Here is an 18683-nt window from a genome sequence, read left to right on the forward strand (position 1 = left end):
AAGAGAGGCTGTACGCCGGAAAGGAACACACTCCTGCCGGTGCTCACCGCCCAGGCCCCACCGAGCAGAATGGCCCCCATGTTGAGCTCCGAGAAAACCGCTGCCATGCTCCGGCGCACGGCACGCATATCCGTAGATCTGCTTCTGGTGCTCGCGATGACCACCGTCGCCCTGTGGCTGGTGGGCAAGATGTGGTCGGTGGTCTGGCCGCTGGTCGTGGGCCTCCTGCTCACCACGCTCACCTGGCCCGCCACCAGATTCCTGCGCAGGCACGGATGGCGGCCCGCGCTCGCCGCGTCCCTGGTGACGGTGCTCTTCCTGGCCCTGTTCGCCGGCATCGTGGCTCTGATCGCGGTTCCGGTGGCCTCCCAGTCCGGTGAGCTGACCAAGGGAGTGGTCGCGGGCATCCAGCAGCTGCGCGAGTGGGCGGCGGGGCCTCCGCTGAACATCGACGACGCCCAGATCACCCAGGGCCTCGACGCCGCAGTCGAACGCGTGCAGGACAGCGCGGGCAGCGTGGTCACCGCCTTCGGCACGGGCGTGGGCGCGGTGGCCAACGGCGTGGTCACCGCCGTGCTGGCGCTGTTCCTGATGTTCTTCTTCCTGAAGGACGGCACGCGCTTCCTGCCGTGGCTCACCCGCCAGCTTCCCGGCCGTCTCGCCACCGACGTACCGGCCGTGGCCACGCGCTGCTGGCAGACGCTGGGCACCTTCGTCCGCTCCCAGGCGCTCGTCGGACTCATCGACGCCGTGTTCATCGGCGTGGGCCTGTGGATCCTGGGCGTTCCACTGGTGCTGCCGCTGGCGGTACTGACCTTCGTCTCCGCGTTCGTGCCGATCGTGGGCGCCTTCTTCGCCGGCTTCGTCGCGGTGCTCATCGCCCTGGTGTCGAACGGTCTGACGGACGCACTGATCGTCCTGGCGATCATCGTGGTGGTGCAGCAACTGGAGGGCAACGTCTTCCAGCCCATGATCCAGAGCCGTGGCCTGGGCCTGCACGCGACGGTAGTACTGCTGGTGGTGGTGCTGGGCGGGAACCTGGCCGGGGTGGTCGGCAGCCTCCTCGCCGTACCGGCGGCCGCGCTGACCGCGGTGACCTGGAACTATTTGCGCGCCCAGCTCGAAGAACCGGCGGAGCAGGAGGAGCAGCCGGCCGGCGCACCGGACGCCCACGAGCCGTCCGGCGGGGCCGCGGCACCGGCGTAAGCCGGGCGCGCGGCCGACCTGGGCGGAACCGTACCGCCGCCCGGGAGGCCGTGGCCCGGGGGAAGAGCTTCCGCACCGTACGGAATGCCCGGCGGCCGACCCGTTCTCCCCGGCGTGACGCGAGGAGGCCCCCGGGGGCGGGGCGCCTCCTCGCGTGCGCGAGACTTCCGCCCATGGCAGACACGGCAGACACGACGGGCCGGCCGCCGGGCGCGGACACCGCACTGGTCCTCGGAGCGGGCGGGCTCACCGGCGTCGGCTGGGAGATCGGCATGCTGTACGGCCTCGCCGAGTCCGGCGTGGACCTGAGCACGGCGGACCTGGTCGTCGGAAGTTCGGCGGGGGCGATGGTCGGCGCGCAACTGCTGTCCGGGCGCCTGTCGTTCGGCGAGCTGTACGAGCGCCAGCTCGCGGCCCCACCGGGCGGCGGGACCGCCGCAGGCATCACCCCCGGGCTCTTCATCCGGTACGCACGGGCCGTGCTCGGCTCGCACAGCCCTGAGGAGTACGGGCGCAGGCTCGGCCGGATCGCCCTCGACGCACTGGAGAAGGGCCGGACCCCGACGCCCGGGGAACGGCGCGCGGTGATCGCGGAGAGACTGCTGTCGGACGAGTGGCCCGCGCGGCCCCTGCTCGTCACCGCCGTCGACGCGCTCACCGGCGCGCTGCGCGCCTTCGACCGGGCGAGCGGGGCGCCGGTGGTGGACGCCGTCGCCGCGAGCTGCGCCGTGCCCGGGCACTGGCCTCCGGTCACCATCGGGGGACGGGCCTGGATCGATGGCGGAGTGCACTCGGCCGCCAACGCCCACCTCGCCACCGGATACCGCCGCGTCGTCGTCCTCGCGCCCAGCACGCTCGGCAACAGGGTCGTCGTCTCCCCGGCCGCGCAGGCCGCGGAACTGTCCGCGGGCGGGGCGAGGACCTGCGTCGTCACCCCGTCCGCCGCGGCGCGCAAGGCGTTCGGCCGCAACTCGCTCGATCCGGCCGCCCGCGCGGCGGCGGCCCGTGCGGGACGCGATCAGGCCGCCGACGAGGCCCGGACGGTGGCGGCGGTGTGGCAGCCGTGAAAGGCGCCCGCACGCCGCGGGGGACACTGGGCGGATGAACGAATCCGTACCCGTCGTCCGGGAAGTCGACGGCGGAACCGCCAGACTCATGCCCGACGTCGACCGGGCCCGCGCCTGGCTGCTCACGGTCGACGGGGCGCCCCAGGCGTACGTCGACCTGGACGAGCCGGCGTACCTGGAGTTCGAGTACGCGCGTAGGCTCGCCCATGTCGTCGACTGCGCGGCGGAGCCCGGCACCCCGCTCGACGTGGTGCACCTGGGCGGCGGCGGACTCTCGCTGCCCCGGTACGTCGCCGCCACCCGCCCCGGCTCCCGGCAGGACGTGGTGGAGGCCGACCGGGGGCTGCTCGCGCTGGTGACCGAGCATCTGCCGCTGCCCGGGGACGGCGCCGGGATCTCCGTGTACGGGCAGGACGGGCGGGTCTGGCTGGAGCAGGCGGGCGATGCCTGCGCCGACGTGCTGATCACGGACGTCTTCGGCGGGTCGAGGGTGCCCGCGGCCTTCACCTCGGTCGGGTACGCCCGGGAGGCGGCACGGGTGGTGCGGCCGGGCGGGATCTACGCGGCAAACCTCGCGGACGGCGCGCCCTTCGACTTCCTGCGTTCCCAACTCGCGACGTTCCGTGACGAGTTCGCGGAGCTCGCGCTGATCGCGGAGCCCGGGGTGCTGCGCGGGCGGCGGTTCGGGAACGCGATCCTGGTCGCCTCGCAGGAACCCATCGACACCGGCGCGCTCGCCCGGCGCACCGCAGCGGACGCCTTTCCCGCGCGTGTCGAACACGGGGCGGCGCTCGGCCGGTTCGTCAAGGGCGCGACAGCGCTGTCCGACGCGGACGCGGTGGCGTCACCGGTGCCGCCCGACGGGACCTTCGGCGTGGGCTGAGACCGGAAACCGGCCGCGAACGGATCGCACGGGGGCCCGCCGCGACCGCGGCGGGGCCCCCGTGGGCCGGAGGAAAGCCTCCGAGGGGCGGCTATCCGGCGGCCAGACGGACGGTGCTGAGGATCTTCTTGACCGTCGCGTCGGGCACCTCGTCCGGGACTCCCTTGGCGCTGTGCAGGATCCACGTCCGGAAGTCGCCCTTGGCGTTCTTGAAGCTGAAGGCGTACGCCTTGCCGTCGGTGACGCACTTGGAGGTCTTCTTCACGCCGGTCGCGGTCGCCAGTGAGAGGCTTCCCTCAAGGCCCGAGGCCGTGGTGTAGGGCTCGCCCTTGCCCACCTTGACCTTGTCCCTGGCCTCCTGTGCGTACCCGCCGAACACCCAGTTGCCCGCCTGGCCCTGGGCCACATCGGCGGTGGTCTTGGCGCCCGTGATGGTGCCGGTGGTGCCGGACTGGGACAGGGTGGTGTCATCCTGCTTCCCGTCCTTGTCGCCGTCGTCGGTGCACCACTTGTCCTTGAGCTCCGCGACCGAGGACATGATGGCGAGCGTCTTGCCCGCCTTGTCCTCGAAGCCCATCATCGTGTCCGTCGATCCCACCTTCCACTCCGGCGGAACCTCGAACACGGAGCCGTGCTTGGGGTTGACGACGACCTTCCAGCCCGGAACGGTCGGTTTGACGTCGGCACCCGCGCGCGGGTTGGCCACGCTGCCGCCGGGGGCGGGCGCCGCCGGGTCGGAGGCGCCCGCGCCCGGCTGCTGCGAGGCGGCGGCGGTGGGCGACTGCGACGGGCCCCTGCCGTCGGCCCGGTCCTGCGTATCGTCCTTGTCCCCGAGGACGAAGATGCCGGTGGCGGCGAGGGCCGCCACCACCACGACGCCCGCCACCACCGCGGTGATCATGTTCTTCTTCTTGTCGTCCGGCGGGCCGCCGGGCCCGCCCGGGCCGACGGGGCCGGGCTGCATCGGGACCGTGTAGTGGTCCGCGTACGGGTTGGCCCCGGGCGGCGGCGTCGGCACGGAGCCCGGCGCGGGGTATCCGTAACCGGGTGCCGGAGCGGGCTGCTGGTAACTGCCGGGCATCGTCGGCGGCTGACCCGGCGGAGGGGTCGGCTGCGGGCCACCGGCCGGCGGCTGACCGGGCGGGTGCGGTGTCTGGTACCCCGGCTGCTGGTACGGATTCTGGTCCTGCGGGTTCTGCTCGCCCCCGGGCGGCTGCTGTCCTGGCCACATGGCGAGTAACCATAGAGGGGAGGGGGCGGCAGGGCCACCGCCGCCCCCGGCGCAGACCGGGGGGACCTCGGGGAGGGATGGCCAAGAACTGCTACCCGTGGGTAACATCCCTGTCCATGAGCGCAGATCAGATGTCCGTCGGCGAGATGCTCGCCGCCACGGTTCCCATGGCCGCCACGCTGGGCCTTGAGTTCCTGGAGACCACCCCTGAGCGGGCCGTCGTCCGGCTGCCGGACCGGCCCGCCTACCACAACCACGTCGGCGGACCCCACGCCGGAGCGATGTTCACCCTTGCCGAGTCGGCGAGCGGTGCGATCGTGATCGCTGCCTTCGGCGACCAGCTGACGCGCGCCGTGCCGCTCGCAGTCAAGGCCGAGATCGGCTACAAGAAACTCGCCATGGGCGTCGTCACGGCCACCGCGACCCTCGGCCGCCCGATCGCCGACGTCGTCGCCGAACTCGACGCGGGCGAGCGTCCGGAGTTCCCCGTCGAGATCGCGATCACCCGCGACGACGGCGCGGTGACCGGCGAGATGACGGTCGTCTGGACGCTGCGGCCCAACAAGTAGGCAGCAGCGGGATTTCTGCACGGGGCCGGCGTCCCGCCTCGGCGGAGGCGGGGCGCCGGCCCCGTGCCGTGTGCGCCCCGCGTCTGCGGGCGTTCGCCGGCCCAACGCTCCCGACGCCGAGGTCGGATCCGACCGCAGCGCGCCCTTCCGGGACGCCGCCGTGACGGCCCTGACCAGCGGGGTAGGCTGCCGGGCGCGCCGCGGGCCGGGCAGCCTGCCCGGCCACCCCGGGTCGGCGGTACGAGTACGCACGAGGGAGTACGCAATGACAGCACCAGCAGACCGCTCGGACCGCCCCCTGGTCATGGGTGTCGGCGGCAAGCAGCCCCGCCTGGCGCCCGGCGCCTTCGCCGCCCCCACCTCTGTCGTGGTCGGCGAAGTCACCATGGCCGAGGGGGCGAGCCTCTGGTACCACGCGGTACTGCGCGCCGACTGCGGCCCGATCGTCCTCGGTGCCGACTCCAACATCCAGGACAACTGCACCGTCCACGTCGACCCGGGCTTCCCGGTCACCGTCGGCGAGCGCGTGTCCGTCGGCCACAACGCTGTCCTGCACGGCTGCACCGTCGAGGACGACGTCCTGATCGGCATGGGGGCGACGGTTCTCAACGGGGCCCACATCGGCGCCGGTTCACTGGTGGCCGCCCAGGCGCTGGTCCCGCAGGGCATGCGGGTCCCGCCGGGCTCGCTGGTGGCCGGGGTGCCCGCGAAGGTGCGACGGGAGCTCACGGAGGAGGAGCGCGAGGGCCTCAAGGTCAACGCGCTCATGTACCGCGACCTGGCACAGCAGCACGCACAGGCGGTCCGGGAACAGGGTTGAGACGCTGGGCCGCGCCCACGACGATGAACGGAGCCGCGGGGAGCACCGCACGACTTTCGTACGCCCGCAACCGGGACTGCTGCGTACGGCCGCGCCGCGGATCCGAAGGGACGTAACGAGGACGGCTCCGTCATGGGGCGGGCGGCGCACGGTATGCCTACTTGCGTCCTATCACTCCTCGACAGGAGAGCAAATGCGCACCATAGTCGGACGTGCGGTGGCGGCTTCGGCCTTGGCTGTCATCGCGATCACGCCCCTCGCCGGGACGGCTTCGGCGAGCACGGTGCAGCAGAAGGCCCCATCGACGGCAGTGCTGGGACATTGCCGGAACGACCACGGCCCCCGGTGCTGCGAGGACCGTCCGTAGCCCCGGACCACGGGTTCCCGGCCTCGGTCCGGGTCCTCACCGCTGACCCGCGTGCCACCGCAGGGACTCCACCCCTCGTGCGCAGCACGACCGGAAACAGCCGAGGGCCGTAGGGCGCACCGTCCCAGTGCGCCCTACGGCCCTCGGCCTGTGCCGCACCGGTGGGGCAGATCACAGGTCGTCCCCGTGATCCGCTCCGCCCCGACGACTACCGTGTGCGCGTGCCGAAGAACAGAAACACGTTCTCCTTCTCCGCCTCCCGCGCCGCCCTCACCGCCTGGCGGCGCCGGACGACGACCCGCGCCGTGCACGACGGCTGGCGGCTGATCCAGCAGGCCGGAGCGGTGAGCGCGCAACGCCCGGGGAAGCTGCGGTTCGGGTCGATCGGGCACGGCACCAAGCTCGCCTTCCCTCAGGGCACCGTCTTCGGCGAACCCTGGATCCGCCTCGGTGACTACTGCATCATCGGCGAGAACGTCACCCTCACCGCCGGGATGATGCCCGACCTGGACCTCGGCCCCGACCCGATCCTCACCCTCGGCAACGGCGTCGTCCTCGGCCGCGGCAGCCATGTCATCGCCGACACCACCGTCACCATCGGCGACGACTGCTACTTCGGTCCGTACGTCTACGTCACGACCACCAACCACAGTTACGACGACCCCGACCAGCCCGTCGGCAAGCAGTGGCCGCGCATGGAGCCCGTGGAGATCGGTCCGGGCTGCTGGGTCGGCACCAACGCGGTGATCCTGCCGGGCGCCCGGCTCGGCCGCAACGTCGTCGTCGCGGCGGGCGCGGTCGTACGGGGCGACGTGCCCGACCATGCGGTGGTGGCGGGCGCTCCCGCGCGGATCGTACGCCGCTGGGAGGGGGAGGACGGCTGGCAGCCACCGCTGCGCACGCCCGCCCCGGTGCCGATCCCCGCGGACGTCACTCCGGAACAGCTCGTCGCGCTGGCGGAGTTGGACAAGGAAGCGTCCTGAGCGAGCCGACCCCGCTGGCACGGCCCAGTAAACTGAACCTTCCGTCCACCCTGCTGGACGGAGTGGGCCACCTCGCACAGCGGACGGACGGAACGTGTCGGACCTCGACCAGCTCACCCAGTCGCTCGCCCGCAACCTCAAGAGGTGGCGGTCGGAGCGCGGGTTCACCCTCGACGCCCTGGCCGCCCGCGCGGGCGTCAGCCGGGGCATGATCATCCAGGTCGAGCAGGCCCGCACCAACCCCAGTGTCGGCACCACGGTGAAACTCGCCGACGCCCTCGGCATCAGCATCGCCACCTTCCTGGACCAGGAACAGGGCGCCCGGGTACGCCTGGTGACGCCCGCTCAGACCGTGACGATGTGGTCCACCCCGGCGGGCAGCCGTGCCACGCTCCTCGTCGGCACCCAGAGCCGCGGCCCCCTCGAACTGTGGTCCTGGCTTCTGATGCCCGGCGACGCCTCCACCTCGGACCCGCACCCCACCGGCACCACGGAACTTCTGCACGTCACCGCGGGCGAACTCACCCTCGTCGTCGACGGCACCTCCCACCCGATGCCCGCCGGGACGTCGGCGACCTTCGAGGCCGACGTCCCGCACGCCTACCGCAACGACGGCCCGGAACCGGTCGAGATGACGGTCGCCACGGCCATCCCGCCCGCGAGGTGACCGCCACCGGCCGCCAACTGCCCCACACCCCCCGCGACGGTGACCTTCGCCGCTCCCAAAGGTGACCCGGACGCTCCCCATCCCTACGATGGCCGTCAGTGGTCGCGGAACTTGAACGGGGGACCCATGGACGAGAACACCCACCCGGTGCGGCCGGGAGCGCCGGCGCTCCCGGCACAGGTGCAGGGCCGGGCCCTGACACCGGCTCAGGCCCAGGCGATGGCCCAGGCCCAGGCCGGACCGCCGTGGGGCCCGCTGGACGACCATCTGCTCTACACCTGCGGCGTCGTGCACGACCTCACCCAGGGCCGCCTCCACCACCGGCCGCCGCTGCCCACCACCGCCCGGCTGCACCCCGGTGAGCTGTCCCTCGCCTCGGGCCCGGCCGCCCGCTCCACCTGGCGGGCCCTGGGCGACGGCTCGTACAACCGGTCCAGCACCATGGCCATGGGGTCCACCGGCTTCGTCGTCGGCGCCCTCGCCGTGAACGCGATGGGCAACGCCTCCCGCAGGAACCAGGCGATGGCCGCCGCCCAGCCCCGCTGGGTCGTGGAGGGGCAGGGCGAGGTCACCGTCACCGACCAGCGGGCGATCTTCTCGCACCCGCAGTCCTGGCTCGATCTGCCCTGGAACGGCCTGGCGACGATGGACCTGGCCGGACCCGACACCATCGAGTGCGCCTTCCACGACATCAACGGCAAGGGCTACACCACGGTCCGCCTGCACAGCCTCTGGGCGTCCCTGATCTTCGTCCTCGCCGCCCACGCGGCCTTCCCCGCCCACCCCCGGCTGCTCACGCACGGCTGGCTGCCACCGGGCTTCGAAGCCCGCGCGGCGGCATACGGCAGGCCCTGCCCGTCGGTGCGGTGACGGCCCGTTCCGTACGCTGACGGCGGGCCCCGCGCGTACGGCCGAGGCCGCCCCCGCCCTCAGCCCAGCCGCGGGATCTCGATCGCCGGGCAGCGGTCCATCACCATCTCCAGGCCCGCCTCCCGCGTCCGTTCGTACGCCGCCGTGTCGATCACCCCGAGCTGGAACCAGACCGCCTTCGCGCCGACGGCGACGGCCTCGTCGGCGACCTGGCCCGCGAGGTCGCTGTTCACGAAGACGTCCACGACGTCCACCGGGAAGGGGATCTCCGCCAGCGAGGCGTACCCGCCCTCGCCGTGCACCGTCTCCGCCTTGGGGTGGACGGGGACGATCCGCTTGCCGAAGCGCTGGAGGACGGCCGCGACGCCGTAGGCCGCCCGCGCCTGGTTGGCGGAGAGGCCGACCACCGCCCAGGTGTCGCCGCTCTCGGTGAGAATCTTGCCGACGGTCGCGCTGTCGCCGTACATGCGGTGCCTCCCATGGGTGCGTGTGCTGGGGAGAACGTACCGGTGGGGCGGGGGATTCCCCCTTCCGCTTAGGGTGGGTGAAATGGCAGAGCAGTACCGGACCGTCGCCCAGGAGGGCGTGCACGAGGCCGAGATCAACAGATCCCGTTTCCTGTGCGCCCTCGCGCCCGCCGCGACCGAGCAGGAGGCGCAGGACTTCCTCGCCCGCGTGCGCAAGGAACACCCGGCCGCCTCCCACCACTGCTACGCGTACGTGGTCGGGGCCGACGCCGGGATCCAGAGGGCCAGTGACGACGGCGAGCCCGGCGGCACCGCGGGAGCGCCGATGCTCCAGATGCTGATGCGCCGCGAGATGCGCTACGTGGTCGCCGTCGTCACCCGCTACTACGGCGGGGTCAAGCTCGGCGCGGGCGGACTGATCAGAGCGTACGGGGGTGTGGTCGGCGAGGCCCTGGACGAGCTGGGGACGATCACCCGGCAGCGCTTCCGGCTGGCGACCGTGACCGTGGACCACCAGCGGGCGGGAAAGCTGGAGAACGATCTGAGGGCGACGGGGCGGTCGGTGCGCGAGGTGTCGTACGGGGAGGTTGTGACCATCGGGATCGGGCTGCCCGACGCCGATGTGGCGGCGTTCCGCGGCTGGCTCGCGGATGCGACGGCGGGGACGGCGGCGTTCGAGCTGGGCGGGGAAGCGTACGGCGACGCCTGAGGAACCGCGTCAGCAGGGGTGCGCGGGATCTGAGGGGGAGCGGATTCCTCCGTTGCCGCCCTGGTTGTCGGACCCTGCCTTTACTCTCGTGAACCATGAGGCTTCTGCACACGTCCGACTGGCACCTGGGCCGGTCCTTCCACCGCGTGGGACTGCTCGACGCCCAGGCCGCGTACCTCGACCACTTGGTGGCGACGGTCCGCGCGCACGAGGTGGACGCCGTGCTGGTCGCCGGGGACGTGTACGACCGGGCGGTGCCGCCGCTCTCCGCCGTGGAACTCTTCGACCGGGCCCTGCACCGGCTCGCCGCGGAGAAGGTGCCCACGGTGATGATCTCCGGCAACCACGACTCGGCCCGCCGGCTGGGCGTCGGCGCGGGCCTCATCGAACGCGCGGGGATCCACCTGCGCACCGACCCGGCGAACTGCGCCACCCCCGTCGTGCTGTCCGACGCGCACGGCGAGGTCGCCTTCTACGGGCTGCCCTACCTGGAGCCCGCCCTCGTACGGGACCTGCTCGGCGCGAGCCGAGCGCGGCACGAGCAGGTGCTGGCCGCCGCCATGGACCAGGTCCGCGCCGACCTCGCCACCCGGCCCGCCGGCACCCGCTCCGTCGTCCTCGCGCACGCCTTCGTCGCCGGTGGCGAACCCAGTGACAGCGAGCGCGACATCACGGTGGGAGGCGTCGCCGCCGTTCCCGCCGGGGTCTTCGCCGGCGTCGACTACGTCGCCCTCGGCCACCTGCACGGCGCACAGACCGTCACCGAACGGGTCCGCTACTCCGGCTCGCCCCTCGCGTACTCCTTCTCCGAGGCCACCCATCGCAAGACGATGTGGCTGATCGACCTCGGCCCGGCGGGCGAGATCGCCGCCGAGCGCCTCGACTGCCCCGTTCCCCGTCCGCTCGCCCGGCTCCGCGGCACGCTGGCGGAACTGCTCGACGACCCCGCGCTGGCCAGGCACGAGGGCTCCTGGGTGGAGGCGACGCTCACCGACCCGGTGCGGCCCGACGACCCGATGGCCCGGCTCTGCGCGCGCTTCCCCCACACGGTCAGTCTGGTCTTCGCACCCGAACGTGCCCCCGAGAGCGAGCACCTCTCGTACGCCCAGCGCCTCAAGGGGCGCGACGACCGGCAGATCGCGGAGGACTTCGTGGCGCACGTACGCGGCGGCAGCGGGCCCGACGGCCCGGAACGGGCCGTGCTGCGGGGCGCGTTCGACGACGTGCGCGTCGACCAGGACGTGCGCGAGGTCGCCCGATGAGACTGCACTCCCTGCTCCTCACCGCCTTCGGGCCCTTCGGCGCGACCCAGAAGGTCGATTTCGACGCACTGTCCTCCGGCGGTCTGTTCCTGCTGCACGGGCCGACCGGTGCGGGCAAGACCTCCGTTCTGGACGCCGTCTGCTTCGCCCTGTACGGCTCGGTGCCGGGTGCCCGCGAGGGACGCGGCCTCACCCTGCGCAGCGACCACGCCCCGCCCGGCGTGCTCACCGAGGTCGTCCTCGAACTGACCGTCGGCGGACGGCGGTTGGCGGTCACCCGGCGTCCCGCGCAGCTCCGTCCCAAGAAGGGCCGGCGCACCGGGTTCGTCACCGAGAAGGCGCAGAGCTGGCTCAGCGAGTACGACGCGCAGACGGGGCAGTGGCAGGCGCTCAGCCGTTCCCACCAGGAGATCGGCGAGGAGATCACCCAGCTCGTCGGGATGAACCGGGAACAGTTCTGCCAGGTCGTGCTGCTTCCGCAGGGGGACTTCGCGCGCTTCCTGCGCGCGGACGCCGAAGCCCGCGGCAAGCTCCTCGGCAAACTCTTCGACACCCGCCGCTTCGCCGCCGTGGAGGAGCGCCTCGCGGACCTGCGGCGCACCGCGGAACAGCAGGTCAAGGCGGGCGACGACAGGCTGCTCGCGCTCGCCGAACGGACCGCGGAGGCAGCCGGACCGGCCGCCGCCGACTGGCCACGCCCCGAGGAGCGGCCCGGTGACCCCGGGCTGGCCGCCTCCGTGCTGACCTGGGCGGCCGTCGCCCGCAGCGGCGCGGTCGAGCGCCGCGACATCGCCGCCTGGGCGGTCGCCGCCGCCGAAAGCAGGCAGGCCGCCGCCCGCCGCGCCCTGGAGGAGCAGCGCGAACTGCTCCGGCTCCAGGAGCGGTACGCCGACACCCGGCGCCGCGCCGACGCCCTGGACTCCCGCCGGGAGGAGTACGAACGGTGGTGCGCCCGGCAAAAGCAGGCCCGCGCCGCCGACCGGGTCGCCCCCGCCCTGGCCGTGCGGGATGCCGCCGACCGGGAACACCGCGCCGCGGCACGGGCGTACGAAGACTCCCGCGCCCAGTTGCCGCCCGCCCTCATGGACGCCGGAGCCGACCAACTGGCCGAACGGGAACGGCGGATACGGCAGGAACTGGGCGGCCTCGACGCCGCCCGCCGGGCCGAGCGCCGCAGCGCCGACATCGCCGCCGAACGCGCCGCCCTGGACCGGGAGGCCCGCGCCGACGACGAACTCCGCCAGGACGCCGACGACTGGCTCGCCGAGTGGGACTCCGTACGGCAGCGTCACCAGGAGCGCATCGAGGCCGCGCAGGAGGCGGCCACCCGGGCCGGCCACCTGGAGTCGCAGCTGGAGCCCGCCCGCGCCCGGCTCGACGCGGCCCGCCGCCGCGACGGCCTCGCCGAGCAGGCCGACCTGGCGGCACAGGAGCTGCAGGCCGCCGGAACCGCGGCGGGCGACGCCCGCGAACGCTGGCTCGACCTGCGCGAACGCCGGCTGAGCGGCATCGCCGCCGAACTCGCCGCCCAACTGGCCGACGGCGAAGCCTGCAAGGTCTGCGGCGCCACCGAACACCCCGCGCCCGCCCGCGCCGGGGCCGGTCACGTCGACCGCACCGCCGAACAGGAGGCCGAGGCGGAGTACGGCCGAGCCGACGAGTCCAGGGCCCGCGCGGAGAGCGACCTGTCCCGGCTGCGGGAGAACCTCGCCGCCGCGCAGGCCGCGGCCGGTGACGCGAGCGTCGCCGAACTCGCCGCGCACGCACAGGAGTTGCAGCGCGATTACGCGACGGCGCACGCGCGCGCGGGCGACATGCACGCCGCGCGGGAAGCACTCGACCGGGCGGAGGGGGAGTACACCCGTCGGCTCGAAGACCGCGAACAGGCAGCACGCCGCAGCGCCGCACGGACCTCGCACCGCGAAGCCCTCGACCGCGAACTGGCCGCCCTCGCCCAGGAGCTGACCCGGGTCCGCGGCGAAGCCGGCAGCGTGGAGGAGCGCTTCGGGCTGCTGCGCCACCGGGCCGAACTGCTCGCCGGGGCCGCGGAGACGGTACGGGCCTACGAGGCGACGGCACAACGGCTCAAGGAGGCCGACGGCGTACTCGCGGACGCCGCGTTCAAGGCCGGCTTCGTCACCCCCCAGGACGCCGCGGACGCCCTCCTGGACGACGTCGGGCACCGCGACCTCCAGCACCGCATCGACGCCTGGCAGTCCGAACGGGCGGCCGTCGCCGAACGGCTGCGGGAGAGCGACGCCGCCGAAGCCGCCGCACGGCCGGCCGCCGACCCGCAGGAGGCACGGGTCGCACTCGACGCCGCCGAACGCGCCCAGCGCGACGCCACCTCCGCGTACGACTCGGCCCGCGAACGCTGCGCGGCTCTGACCCGCCTGGCCCGGCAGGCCGAAGCGGAGGCACACCGGCTCGGCCCGCTGCGCGAGGAGTACGAACGCGTGGCCCGCCTCGCCGGACTCACCGCCGGCACCTCCGCCGACAACGAACGCAGGATGCGCCTGGAGTCCTACGTCCTCGCGGCCCGCCTCGAACAGGTCGCCGCTGCCGCGACCGCCCGCCTGCACCGCATGTCCGACGGCCGCTACACCCTCGTCCACTCCGACGAGCGGACGGCCGGCAGCGGCACCCGCAGGGCCGGACTCGGACTGCACGTCGTCGACTCCTGGACAGGCCGCGAGCGCGACACCTCCACCCTGTCCGGCGGCGAGACCTTCTTCGCCTCGCTGGCACTCGCGCTGGGCCTCGCGGACGTGGTCACCGACGAGGCGGGCGGGGTGCGCCTGGACACCCTCTTCATCGACGAAGGGTTCGGCAGCCTCGACGAGGCGACCCTGGACGAGGTCATCGACGTCCTCGACGCCCTGCGTGAACGCAACCGCAGTGTGGGCATCGTCAGCCACGTGGCAGACCTGCGGCAACGCATCGGCACCCGGCTGGAGATCGTCAAAGAGCGCAACGGCTCGGCGGTGCGTCACCACCTCTGACGATATGTGGCCCCCCTCTCGCAGGGAGACCCAGCCGCGTCGTGCCGACTGTGTGAGCACACCGGACGGCCGGACGCGTACGCGTCCACCGGAGCGGTGCAGCGAAGACCACGCGCAGCTCCGTGGCGAGCAGGGGCCGACCCGCGTCAGGGGCTTATCGCGCGCCGCGGCAGCGGCGAGGAGTATACGACGCTCGTCGTCACCGAGCCGAGCGCGCCGATCCGGCCCGACACCTCCTCCAGGTGCTGCATGGAGCGGGCCGCGACCTTCAGCACGAAGCAGTCGTCGCCCGTGACGTGGTGCGCCTCCAGTACCTCGGTGGTCGCGTCCAGGAGATCGTGGAAGGGCTTGTAGTTCCCGTGCGGATAGCGGAGCCGGACGAATGCCAGGATCGGCATCCCGAGCCGCTCGGGCTCGACCACGGCCGAGTACCCGGAGATCACACCCGCCTCCTCCAGCCGGCGCACCCGCTCGGTCACGGCGCTCGACGACATCGAGACGGTACGCGCCAACTCGGCGAAAGTGGCACGCCCCTCCCGTTGCAGCGCTTCAAGAATGCGCCAGTCCGTGGCGTCAGGTGAATATCCGGTCATGCGCACAGACAACAGGGGAATCCACGGCAGATCAAGAGATGTTCCGGGGCAATCCACTTCAGCCCTGCGCTCATCGCTCGTAGATTTTCAGCCATGACCCACACCACGGCACAGCCTGCGGCTTCCGCTTCCCACCCCGTTCTCCGTGTCCCGCCGGCGTCTCCCGCTGCCGCCGCCGCGTACTTCGGGGCAAGCCTCGCCTTCTACGCCGACGTTTCGGACGTCGCCGCCGCACTCGCCCCGGGCACCGACCCCGGCTTCGTGCTCATCGACTCCCGGTCCCCGGAGTCCTGGGACCAGGGACACATCCCCGGCGCCCTCCACCTGTCCACCGCCCTGATCCCCGAGCAGGCCGGGCGTCTTCTCGACAGGGACGTCCCCGTCGTCACCTACTGCTGGGGCCCCGGCTGCAACGGCGCCACCCGCGCGGCCCTCGCCCTCGCGCAATTCGGTTACCAGGTGAAGGAGATGCTCGGCGGCATCGAGTACTGGATCCGCGAGGGCTTCGAGGTCGAGACGTGGCAGGGCCGCGAGCAGCGTGCGGCGGACCCGCTGACCGCACCGGTCGGCGCGGACGACTGCGGCTGCTGAGACCCCACCGGGAACGGTGCACGCCCCGCGCACCGGAGCGAAATTCCGCGGCGCCGGAGCGCCGCGCCTGCCAGGATGGCGGACCGTGCCCAGGTTTCCGCAACCCGCCCCCGAGGACCTGCGCCGCGATTCGCGGCCCCTCCTCGGCCGTACCGCACTGGTCACCGGCGCGAGCCGCCGCGACGGCATCGGATACGCGGTGGCCCGCCGCCTCGCCGCGTACGGTGCCGGTGTCTACCTCCACCACCACGTCCCGCACGACGTCGCACAGCCGTGGGGCGCGGACCCCGAAGGCGCCGAAGGAGTGGCCGCGGGCGTCCGCGAAGCACGCGCCGACCCGGAGGCCGTCGTCGCGCACGGCCCCGGCGACCTGACCGGCCCCACGGCCCCCGCCGAGCTGATCGCCACCGCGACCGGAGCACTCGGGACCGGCCGCCTCGACATCCTCGTCGCCAATCACGCCCTGAGCGGGCACGACGGACCCCTCGACCACATCGACGCGGCGATGCTCGACGCCCACTGGGCGACCGACACCCGCTCGGTGATCCTCCTCGTCCAGGCGTACGCACGCCTGCGGGCCGCCCTTGCGGACCGCCCCCCGGGCGGCCGGATCCTGATGATGACCTCGGGGCAGGACCTCGCGGGCGGCATGCCGGGGGAGGTCGCGTACGCCCTGGCCAAGGGTGCGCTCGCCTCCGCGACCCGCACCCTGGCCACCGCCCTGGCCGACCTCGCGGTGACCGTCAACACCGTCAACCCGGGTCCGGTGGACACCGGTTACCTCGACGGCGAGGCGCACGACGCCGTCGCCGCGAGGTTTCCGTCCGGGCGGTGGGGAACGCCCGACGACCCGGCCCGGCTGCTCAGCTGGCTCGCCACGGACGAGGCGCAGTGGGTGACGGGACAGGTCATTGACTCGGAAGGCGGCTTCCGCCGGGGCTGACAGCTGCGCGAACCGCGGTGGAGGAGCGGTGCGAGCCGCCGGTCAGGAGCGGACACCGGGCCCGGCCGAAGCGCGTCCGGACCCGGAACCCGCATCCCCCCGAAACGCGATCAGAGCCGCGACAGCTCGTCCACCAGGTCGTCCAGGCCCAACGACCCCTGTGACAGCGCCGCCATGTGCCACGCCTTCAGGTCGAAGGACGCGCCGTGCGCCTTGCGGGCGTTGTCCCGGCCCAGCAGCCAGGCACGCTCACCGAGCTTGTAGCCGATGGCCTGGCCCGGAATGGACAGATAGCGGGTGATCTCACTGTCCACGAAGTCCGCCGGACGCCCGCTGTGCATGCCGAAGAACTCCTGCGCCAGTTCCACCGTCCACCGCTCGCCCGGGTGGAACGGCGAATCCGCCGGGATCTCCAGCCCCAGGTGCATGCCGATGTCGACGATGACGCGCGTCGACCGCATCATCTGCGCGTCCAGGTAGCCGAGCCTGCGCTCGGCGTCCGGGAGGAAACCCAGTTCGTCCATCAGACGCTCGGCGTACAGCGCCCAGCCCTCGCAGTTGGCGCTGACCTGGCCCACCGACGCCTGGTACCGGGAGAGCCGGTCGGCCACGTGCGTCCACTGCGCGAGCTGGAGGTGATGGCCGGGAACGCCCTCGTGGTACCAGGTGGTCACCAGGTCGTACACCGGGAAGCGGGTCTCGCCCATGGTGGGCAGCCAGGTGATGCCGGGACGGGAGAAGTCCTCGGAGGGTGCCGTGTAGTACGGGGCCGCCGCGCCGCCCGGAGGGGCGATGCGGGACTCCACCTTGCGCACGCGCTCGGCGAGTTCGAAGTGGGTGCCGTCCAGCGCGTCGACCGCCTCGTCCATCACGGACTGGAGCCAGTCGCGGACCTCCTCGACGCCCTCGACGTGGGTGCCGTGTTCATCGAGCCAGGCGAGCGCCTTCCACGGGGTGGCGGCCCCCGGCAGTACCTTCTGCGCCTCCTCCTTCATCTCGGCGAGCAGGCGGTGGTACTCGGACCAGCCGTACGCGTACGCCTCGTCCAGGTCCAGGTCGGTGCCGTTGTAGGCGCGCGACCACAGCGCGTACCGCTCCCGGCCCACCGCGTCCGGCGCGCCCTCGACGGCGGGTGCGTACACGTCGCGCATCCAGTCGCGCAGCGCGGCGACCGCCGCGGTCGCCGCCCGGCCCGCTGCGTCCAGCTCCCCGCGCAGGGCCTCGGGGCCCGGCGCCACCAGTTCCTCGAACCAGCCCACCCCGTCACCCGCCCATTCGGTGAGCTGCTCGACGAAGGTGGCGGTCGGCCGCGGGCTGCCCAGCAGGCCCTTCGCCAGGCCGAGTTCCAGCGACGCGCGATAGCCCTCGAACGCCTTCGGGACGCCGCGGAGCCGCTCCGCCAGGTCCGCCCAGTCCTCCTCGGTCTCGGTCGGGGACAGCGCGAAGACCTCGCGGACGCTGTGCGCGGGTCCGCTGAGGTTGCTCACGGTCCGCAGGTCCTCCTGGGCCGCGTGCACCGCGAGTTCCGCGGTCAGCCGCTCGCGCAGCAGCCGCCCGCACCGACGCTCGGCGTCGCTGTCGGCGCCGGGCAGCTGCTCCGCGTCGGCCAGGGCGCCCAGCGTGCGGCGGGCCAGGTCGGCGACGGCCTGCCGGCCCTCGGGGGAGTAGTCGGGGAGGGCCCGGGCGCTCTCCTTCACCCCCAGATAGGTACCGAGGACGGGGTCGAGGGCGATGAGGTCGTCGACGTACGCGTCGGCGACCTGGCGGGGCAAGGGCTTGCTGATGTCTGACATGCGGACATCCTCGTACGGGAGGGGCCTCCGCGTCACTGGCGTTCCTGGCCGGAACCGCGGTCGCCGCGGGCACGGCGGCCCGGGGATCCGGGGATCCGGGACCGGAGGGGCGGACGCTGTTCAGTTTCCCGGCTCCGGCGGCAGCAGCGGCCCGCAGTCCCACTGCTGGAAGATCAGCCGGGTCTCCACCCGGGCGACCTCGCGCTGCGAGGTGAACTCGTCCAGCACGAGGCGCTGGAGGTCGGCGGTGTCCGCCACCGCCACCTGCACCAGGTAGTCGTCGGGGCCGGTGAGGTGGAACAGGGCCCGCGACTCCGGCAGTGCCCGGATCCGCTCCACGAACGGGCCGATCAACTCACGCCGGTGCGGGCGCACCTGTACGGACAGCAGCGCTTCGAGTCCGCGTCCGAGCTTCGCCGGGTCGAGCCTCAGCTGGTGTCCGAGGATCACCCCGGAGCGGCGCAGTCTGCCCACCCGGTCCAGGCAGGTGGAGGGCGCGATGCCGACCTCGGCGGCAAGCTCCCGGTACGTCGTCCGGGCGTCGTTCTGCAACAGCCGCAGAATGTGCAGGTCGACCGTGTCCAGCGCGACGGAATCAGCCATTTGTCGAACGTAGCACGGGTATCCTCCACCGCACCCCGATGGATGTTCAGACTGCGA

At 73.0% G+C, this 18683-nt stretch carries 18 protein-coding genes; 13 read left to right on the top strand and 5 right to left on the bottom strand.

The window, feature by feature from the left end:
* The first annotated feature begins 69 nt into the window (after positions 1-69).
* The 3 genes from HNQ79_RS20925 (at position 70) to HNQ79_RS20935 (ending at position 3156) form a co-directional block, all read left to right on the top strand.
* Complete coding sequence (locus HNQ79_RS20925) at positions 70-1206, top strand: AI-2E family transporter (RefSeq protein WP_185033701.1); 1137 nt, start codon at positions 70-72, stop codon at positions 1204-1206.
* Between the two features lie 173 nt (positions 1207-1379).
* On the top strand, positions 1380-2273 hold the full coding sequence (locus HNQ79_RS20930; protein WP_185033334.1) for a patatin-like phospholipase family protein: 894 nt from the start codon (positions 1380-1382) through the stop codon (positions 2271-2273).
* A 34-nt stretch (positions 2274-2307) separates the two neighbouring features.
* The gene (locus HNQ79_RS20935) at positions 2308-3156 is read left to right on the top strand and encodes a spermidine synthase (protein ID WP_185033335.1); all 849 of its coding nucleotides are present in this window, start codon (positions 2308-2310) and stop codon (positions 3154-3156) included.
* Positions 3157-3247: 91 nt separating this feature from the next.
* On the opposite strand, the gene HNQ79_RS20940 is transcribed toward HNQ79_RS20935, so the two are convergent.
* On the bottom strand, positions 3248-4387 hold the full coding sequence (locus HNQ79_RS20940; protein WP_185033336.1) for a DUF8017 domain-containing protein: 1140 nt from the start codon (positions 4385-4387) through the stop codon (positions 3248-3250).
* A gap of 131 nt (positions 4388-4518) precedes the next feature.
* Here HNQ79_RS20940 and HNQ79_RS20945 point away from each other — a divergent pair, with 131 nt between their 5' ends.
* The 5 genes from HNQ79_RS20945 (at position 4519) to HNQ79_RS20965 (ending at position 8663) form a co-directional block, all read left to right on the top strand.
* Positions 4519-4956 (top strand): DUF4442 domain-containing protein, encoded by a 438-nt coding sequence (locus HNQ79_RS20945; protein WP_185033703.1) that lies wholly within the window; start codon positions 4519-4521, stop codon positions 4954-4956.
* A gap of 265 nt (positions 4957-5221) precedes the next feature.
* Positions 5222-5776, top strand: coding sequence for a gamma carbonic anhydrase family protein (locus tag HNQ79_RS20950; RefSeq protein WP_185033337.1), 555 nt, complete (start codon positions 5222-5224; stop codon positions 5774-5776).
* Positions 5777-6364: 588 nt separating this feature from the next.
* Entirely contained in the window at positions 6365-7126 is a 762-nt protein-coding gene (locus tag HNQ79_RS20955; RefSeq protein ID WP_185033339.1) for an acyltransferase, read from the top strand.
* Positions 7127-7220: 94 nt separating this feature from the next.
* A complete protein-coding gene (locus HNQ79_RS20960; RefSeq protein WP_185033341.1) occupies positions 7221-7793 on the top strand; it encodes a helix-turn-helix domain-containing protein in 573 nt (190 codons plus the stop codon).
* Positions 7794-7919: 126 nt separating this feature from the next.
* Complete coding sequence (locus HNQ79_RS20965) at positions 7920-8663, top strand: hypothetical protein (RefSeq protein WP_185033343.1); 744 nt, start codon at positions 7920-7922, stop codon at positions 8661-8663.
* Positions 8664-8722: 59 nt separating this feature from the next.
* On the opposite strand, the gene HNQ79_RS20970 is transcribed toward HNQ79_RS20965, so the two are convergent.
* The gene (locus HNQ79_RS20970) at positions 8723-9130 is read right to left on the bottom strand and encodes a CoA-binding protein (RefSeq protein ID WP_185033345.1); all 408 of its coding nucleotides are present in this window, start codon (positions 9128-9130) and stop codon (positions 8723-8725) included.
* An 82-nt stretch (positions 9131-9212) separates the two neighbouring features.
* Here HNQ79_RS20970 and HNQ79_RS20975 point away from each other — a divergent pair, with 82 nt between their 5' ends.
* The 3 genes from HNQ79_RS20975 to HNQ79_RS20985 all read left to right on the top strand — a co-directional run bounded on the left by HNQ79_RS20975 (position 9213) and on the right by HNQ79_RS20985 (position 14103).
* Positions 9213-9839 carry a YigZ family protein gene (locus HNQ79_RS20975; RefSeq protein ID WP_185033347.1) on the top strand — a complete coding sequence of 209 codons (627 nt, stop codon included), beginning with the start codon at positions 9213-9215 and terminating at the stop codon, positions 9837-9839.
* A 95-nt stretch (positions 9840-9934) separates the two neighbouring features.
* Positions 9935-11101 (top strand): exonuclease SbcCD subunit D, encoded by a 1167-nt coding sequence (locus tag HNQ79_RS20980; RefSeq protein WP_185033349.1) that lies wholly within the window; start codon positions 9935-9937, stop codon positions 11099-11101.
* Positions 11098-14103 (top strand): AAA family ATPase, encoded by a 3006-nt coding sequence (locus HNQ79_RS20985; protein ID WP_185033351.1) that lies wholly within the window; start codon positions 11098-11100, stop codon positions 14101-14103. Before HNQ79_RS20980 ends, HNQ79_RS20985 begins: the two co-directional genes overlap by 4 nt.
* Before the next feature lie 146 nt (positions 14104-14249).
* Here the strand turns inward: HNQ79_RS20985 and HNQ79_RS20990 are convergent, their stop codons facing one another.
* Complete coding sequence (locus HNQ79_RS20990) at positions 14250-14696, bottom strand: Lrp/AsnC family transcriptional regulator (RefSeq protein ID WP_185033352.1); 447 nt, start codon at positions 14694-14696, stop codon at positions 14250-14252.
* 93 nt (positions 14697-14789) lie between these two features.
* Between HNQ79_RS20990 and HNQ79_RS20995 the strand changes: the two genes are divergently transcribed.
* Both HNQ79_RS20995 and HNQ79_RS21000 read left to right on the top strand, forming a co-directional pair.
* Positions 14790-15287, top strand: coding sequence for a rhodanese-like domain-containing protein (locus HNQ79_RS20995; RefSeq protein ID WP_185033355.1), 498 nt, complete (start codon positions 14790-14792; stop codon positions 15285-15287).
* 85 nt (positions 15288-15372) lie between these two features.
* A complete protein-coding gene (locus HNQ79_RS21000) occupies positions 15373-16230 on the top strand; it encodes an SDR family oxidoreductase (RefSeq protein ID WP_185033356.1) in 858 nt (285 codons plus the stop codon).
* A 110-nt stretch (positions 16231-16340) separates the two neighbouring features.
* Here HNQ79_RS21000 and HNQ79_RS21005 read toward each other — a convergent pair whose 3' ends face one another.
* Both HNQ79_RS21005 and HNQ79_RS21010 read right to left on the bottom strand, forming a co-directional pair.
* On the bottom strand, positions 16341-18023 hold the full coding sequence (locus tag HNQ79_RS21005; RefSeq protein WP_185033357.1) for a DUF885 domain-containing protein: 1683 nt from the start codon (positions 18021-18023) through the stop codon (positions 16341-16343).
* Between the two features lie 120 nt (positions 18024-18143).
* Complete coding sequence (locus HNQ79_RS21010; protein WP_185033359.1) at positions 18144-18626, bottom strand: Lrp/AsnC family transcriptional regulator; 483 nt, start codon at positions 18624-18626, stop codon at positions 18144-18146.
* Positions 18627-18683: the final 57 nt, after the last annotated feature.

This window comes from Streptomyces candidus, from assembly GCF_014207445.1.
GTDB lineage: Bacteria > Actinomycetota > Actinomycetes > Streptomycetales > Streptomycetaceae > Streptomyces > Streptomyces candidus.

Coding starts and splice junctions, on each gene's coding strand:
- HNQ79_RS21010 (WP_185033359.1), bottom strand. CDS start 18,626: ATGGCTGATTCCGTCGCGCTGGACACGGTCGACCTGCACATTCTGCGG.
- HNQ79_RS20950 (WP_185033337.1), top strand. CDS start 5,222: ATGACAGCACCAGCAGACCGCTCGGACCGCCCCCTGGTCATGGGTGTC.
- HNQ79_RS20945 (WP_185033703.1), top strand. CDS start 4,519: ATGTCCGTCGGCGAGATGCTCGCCGCCACGGTTCCCATGGCCGCCACG.
- HNQ79_RS21005 (WP_185033357.1), bottom strand. CDS start 18,023: ATGTCAGACATCAGCAAGCCCTTGCCCCGCCAGGTCGCCGACGCGTAC.
- HNQ79_RS20935 (WP_185033335.1), top strand. CDS start 2,308: ATGAACGAATCCGTACCCGTCGTCCGGGAAGTCGACGGCGGAACCGCC.
- HNQ79_RS20980 (WP_185033349.1), top strand. CDS start 9,935: ATGAGGCTTCTGCACACGTCCGACTGGCACCTGGGCCGGTCCTTCCAC.
- HNQ79_RS20975 (WP_185033347.1), top strand. CDS start 9,213: ATGGCAGAGCAGTACCGGACCGTCGCCCAGGAGGGCGTGCACGAGGCC.
- HNQ79_RS20965 (WP_185033343.1), top strand. CDS start 7,920: ATGGACGAGAACACCCACCCGGTGCGGCCGGGAGCGCCGGCGCTCCCG.
- HNQ79_RS20940 (WP_185033336.1), bottom strand. CDS start 4,387: ATGTGGCCAGGACAGCAGCCGCCCGGGGGCGAGCAGAACCCGCAGGAC.
- HNQ79_RS20970 (WP_185033345.1), bottom strand. CDS start 9,130: ATGTACGGCGACAGCGCGACCGTCGGCAAGATTCTCACCGAGAGCGGC.
- HNQ79_RS20930 (WP_185033334.1), top strand. CDS start 1,380: ATGGCAGACACGGCAGACACGACGGGCCGGCCGCCGGGCGCGGACACC.
- HNQ79_RS20990 (WP_185033352.1), bottom strand. CDS start 14,696: ATGACCGGATATTCACCTGACGCCACGGACTGGCGCATTCTTGAAGCG.
- HNQ79_RS20995 (WP_185033355.1), top strand. CDS start 14,790: ATGACCCACACCACGGCACAGCCTGCGGCTTCCGCTTCCCACCCCGTT.
- HNQ79_RS20985 (WP_185033351.1), top strand. CDS start 11,098: ATGAGACTGCACTCCCTGCTCCTCACCGCCTTCGGGCCCTTCGGCGCG.
- HNQ79_RS20925 (WP_185033701.1), top strand. CDS start 70: ATGGCCCCCATGTTGAGCTCCGAGAAAACCGCTGCCATGCTCCGGCGC.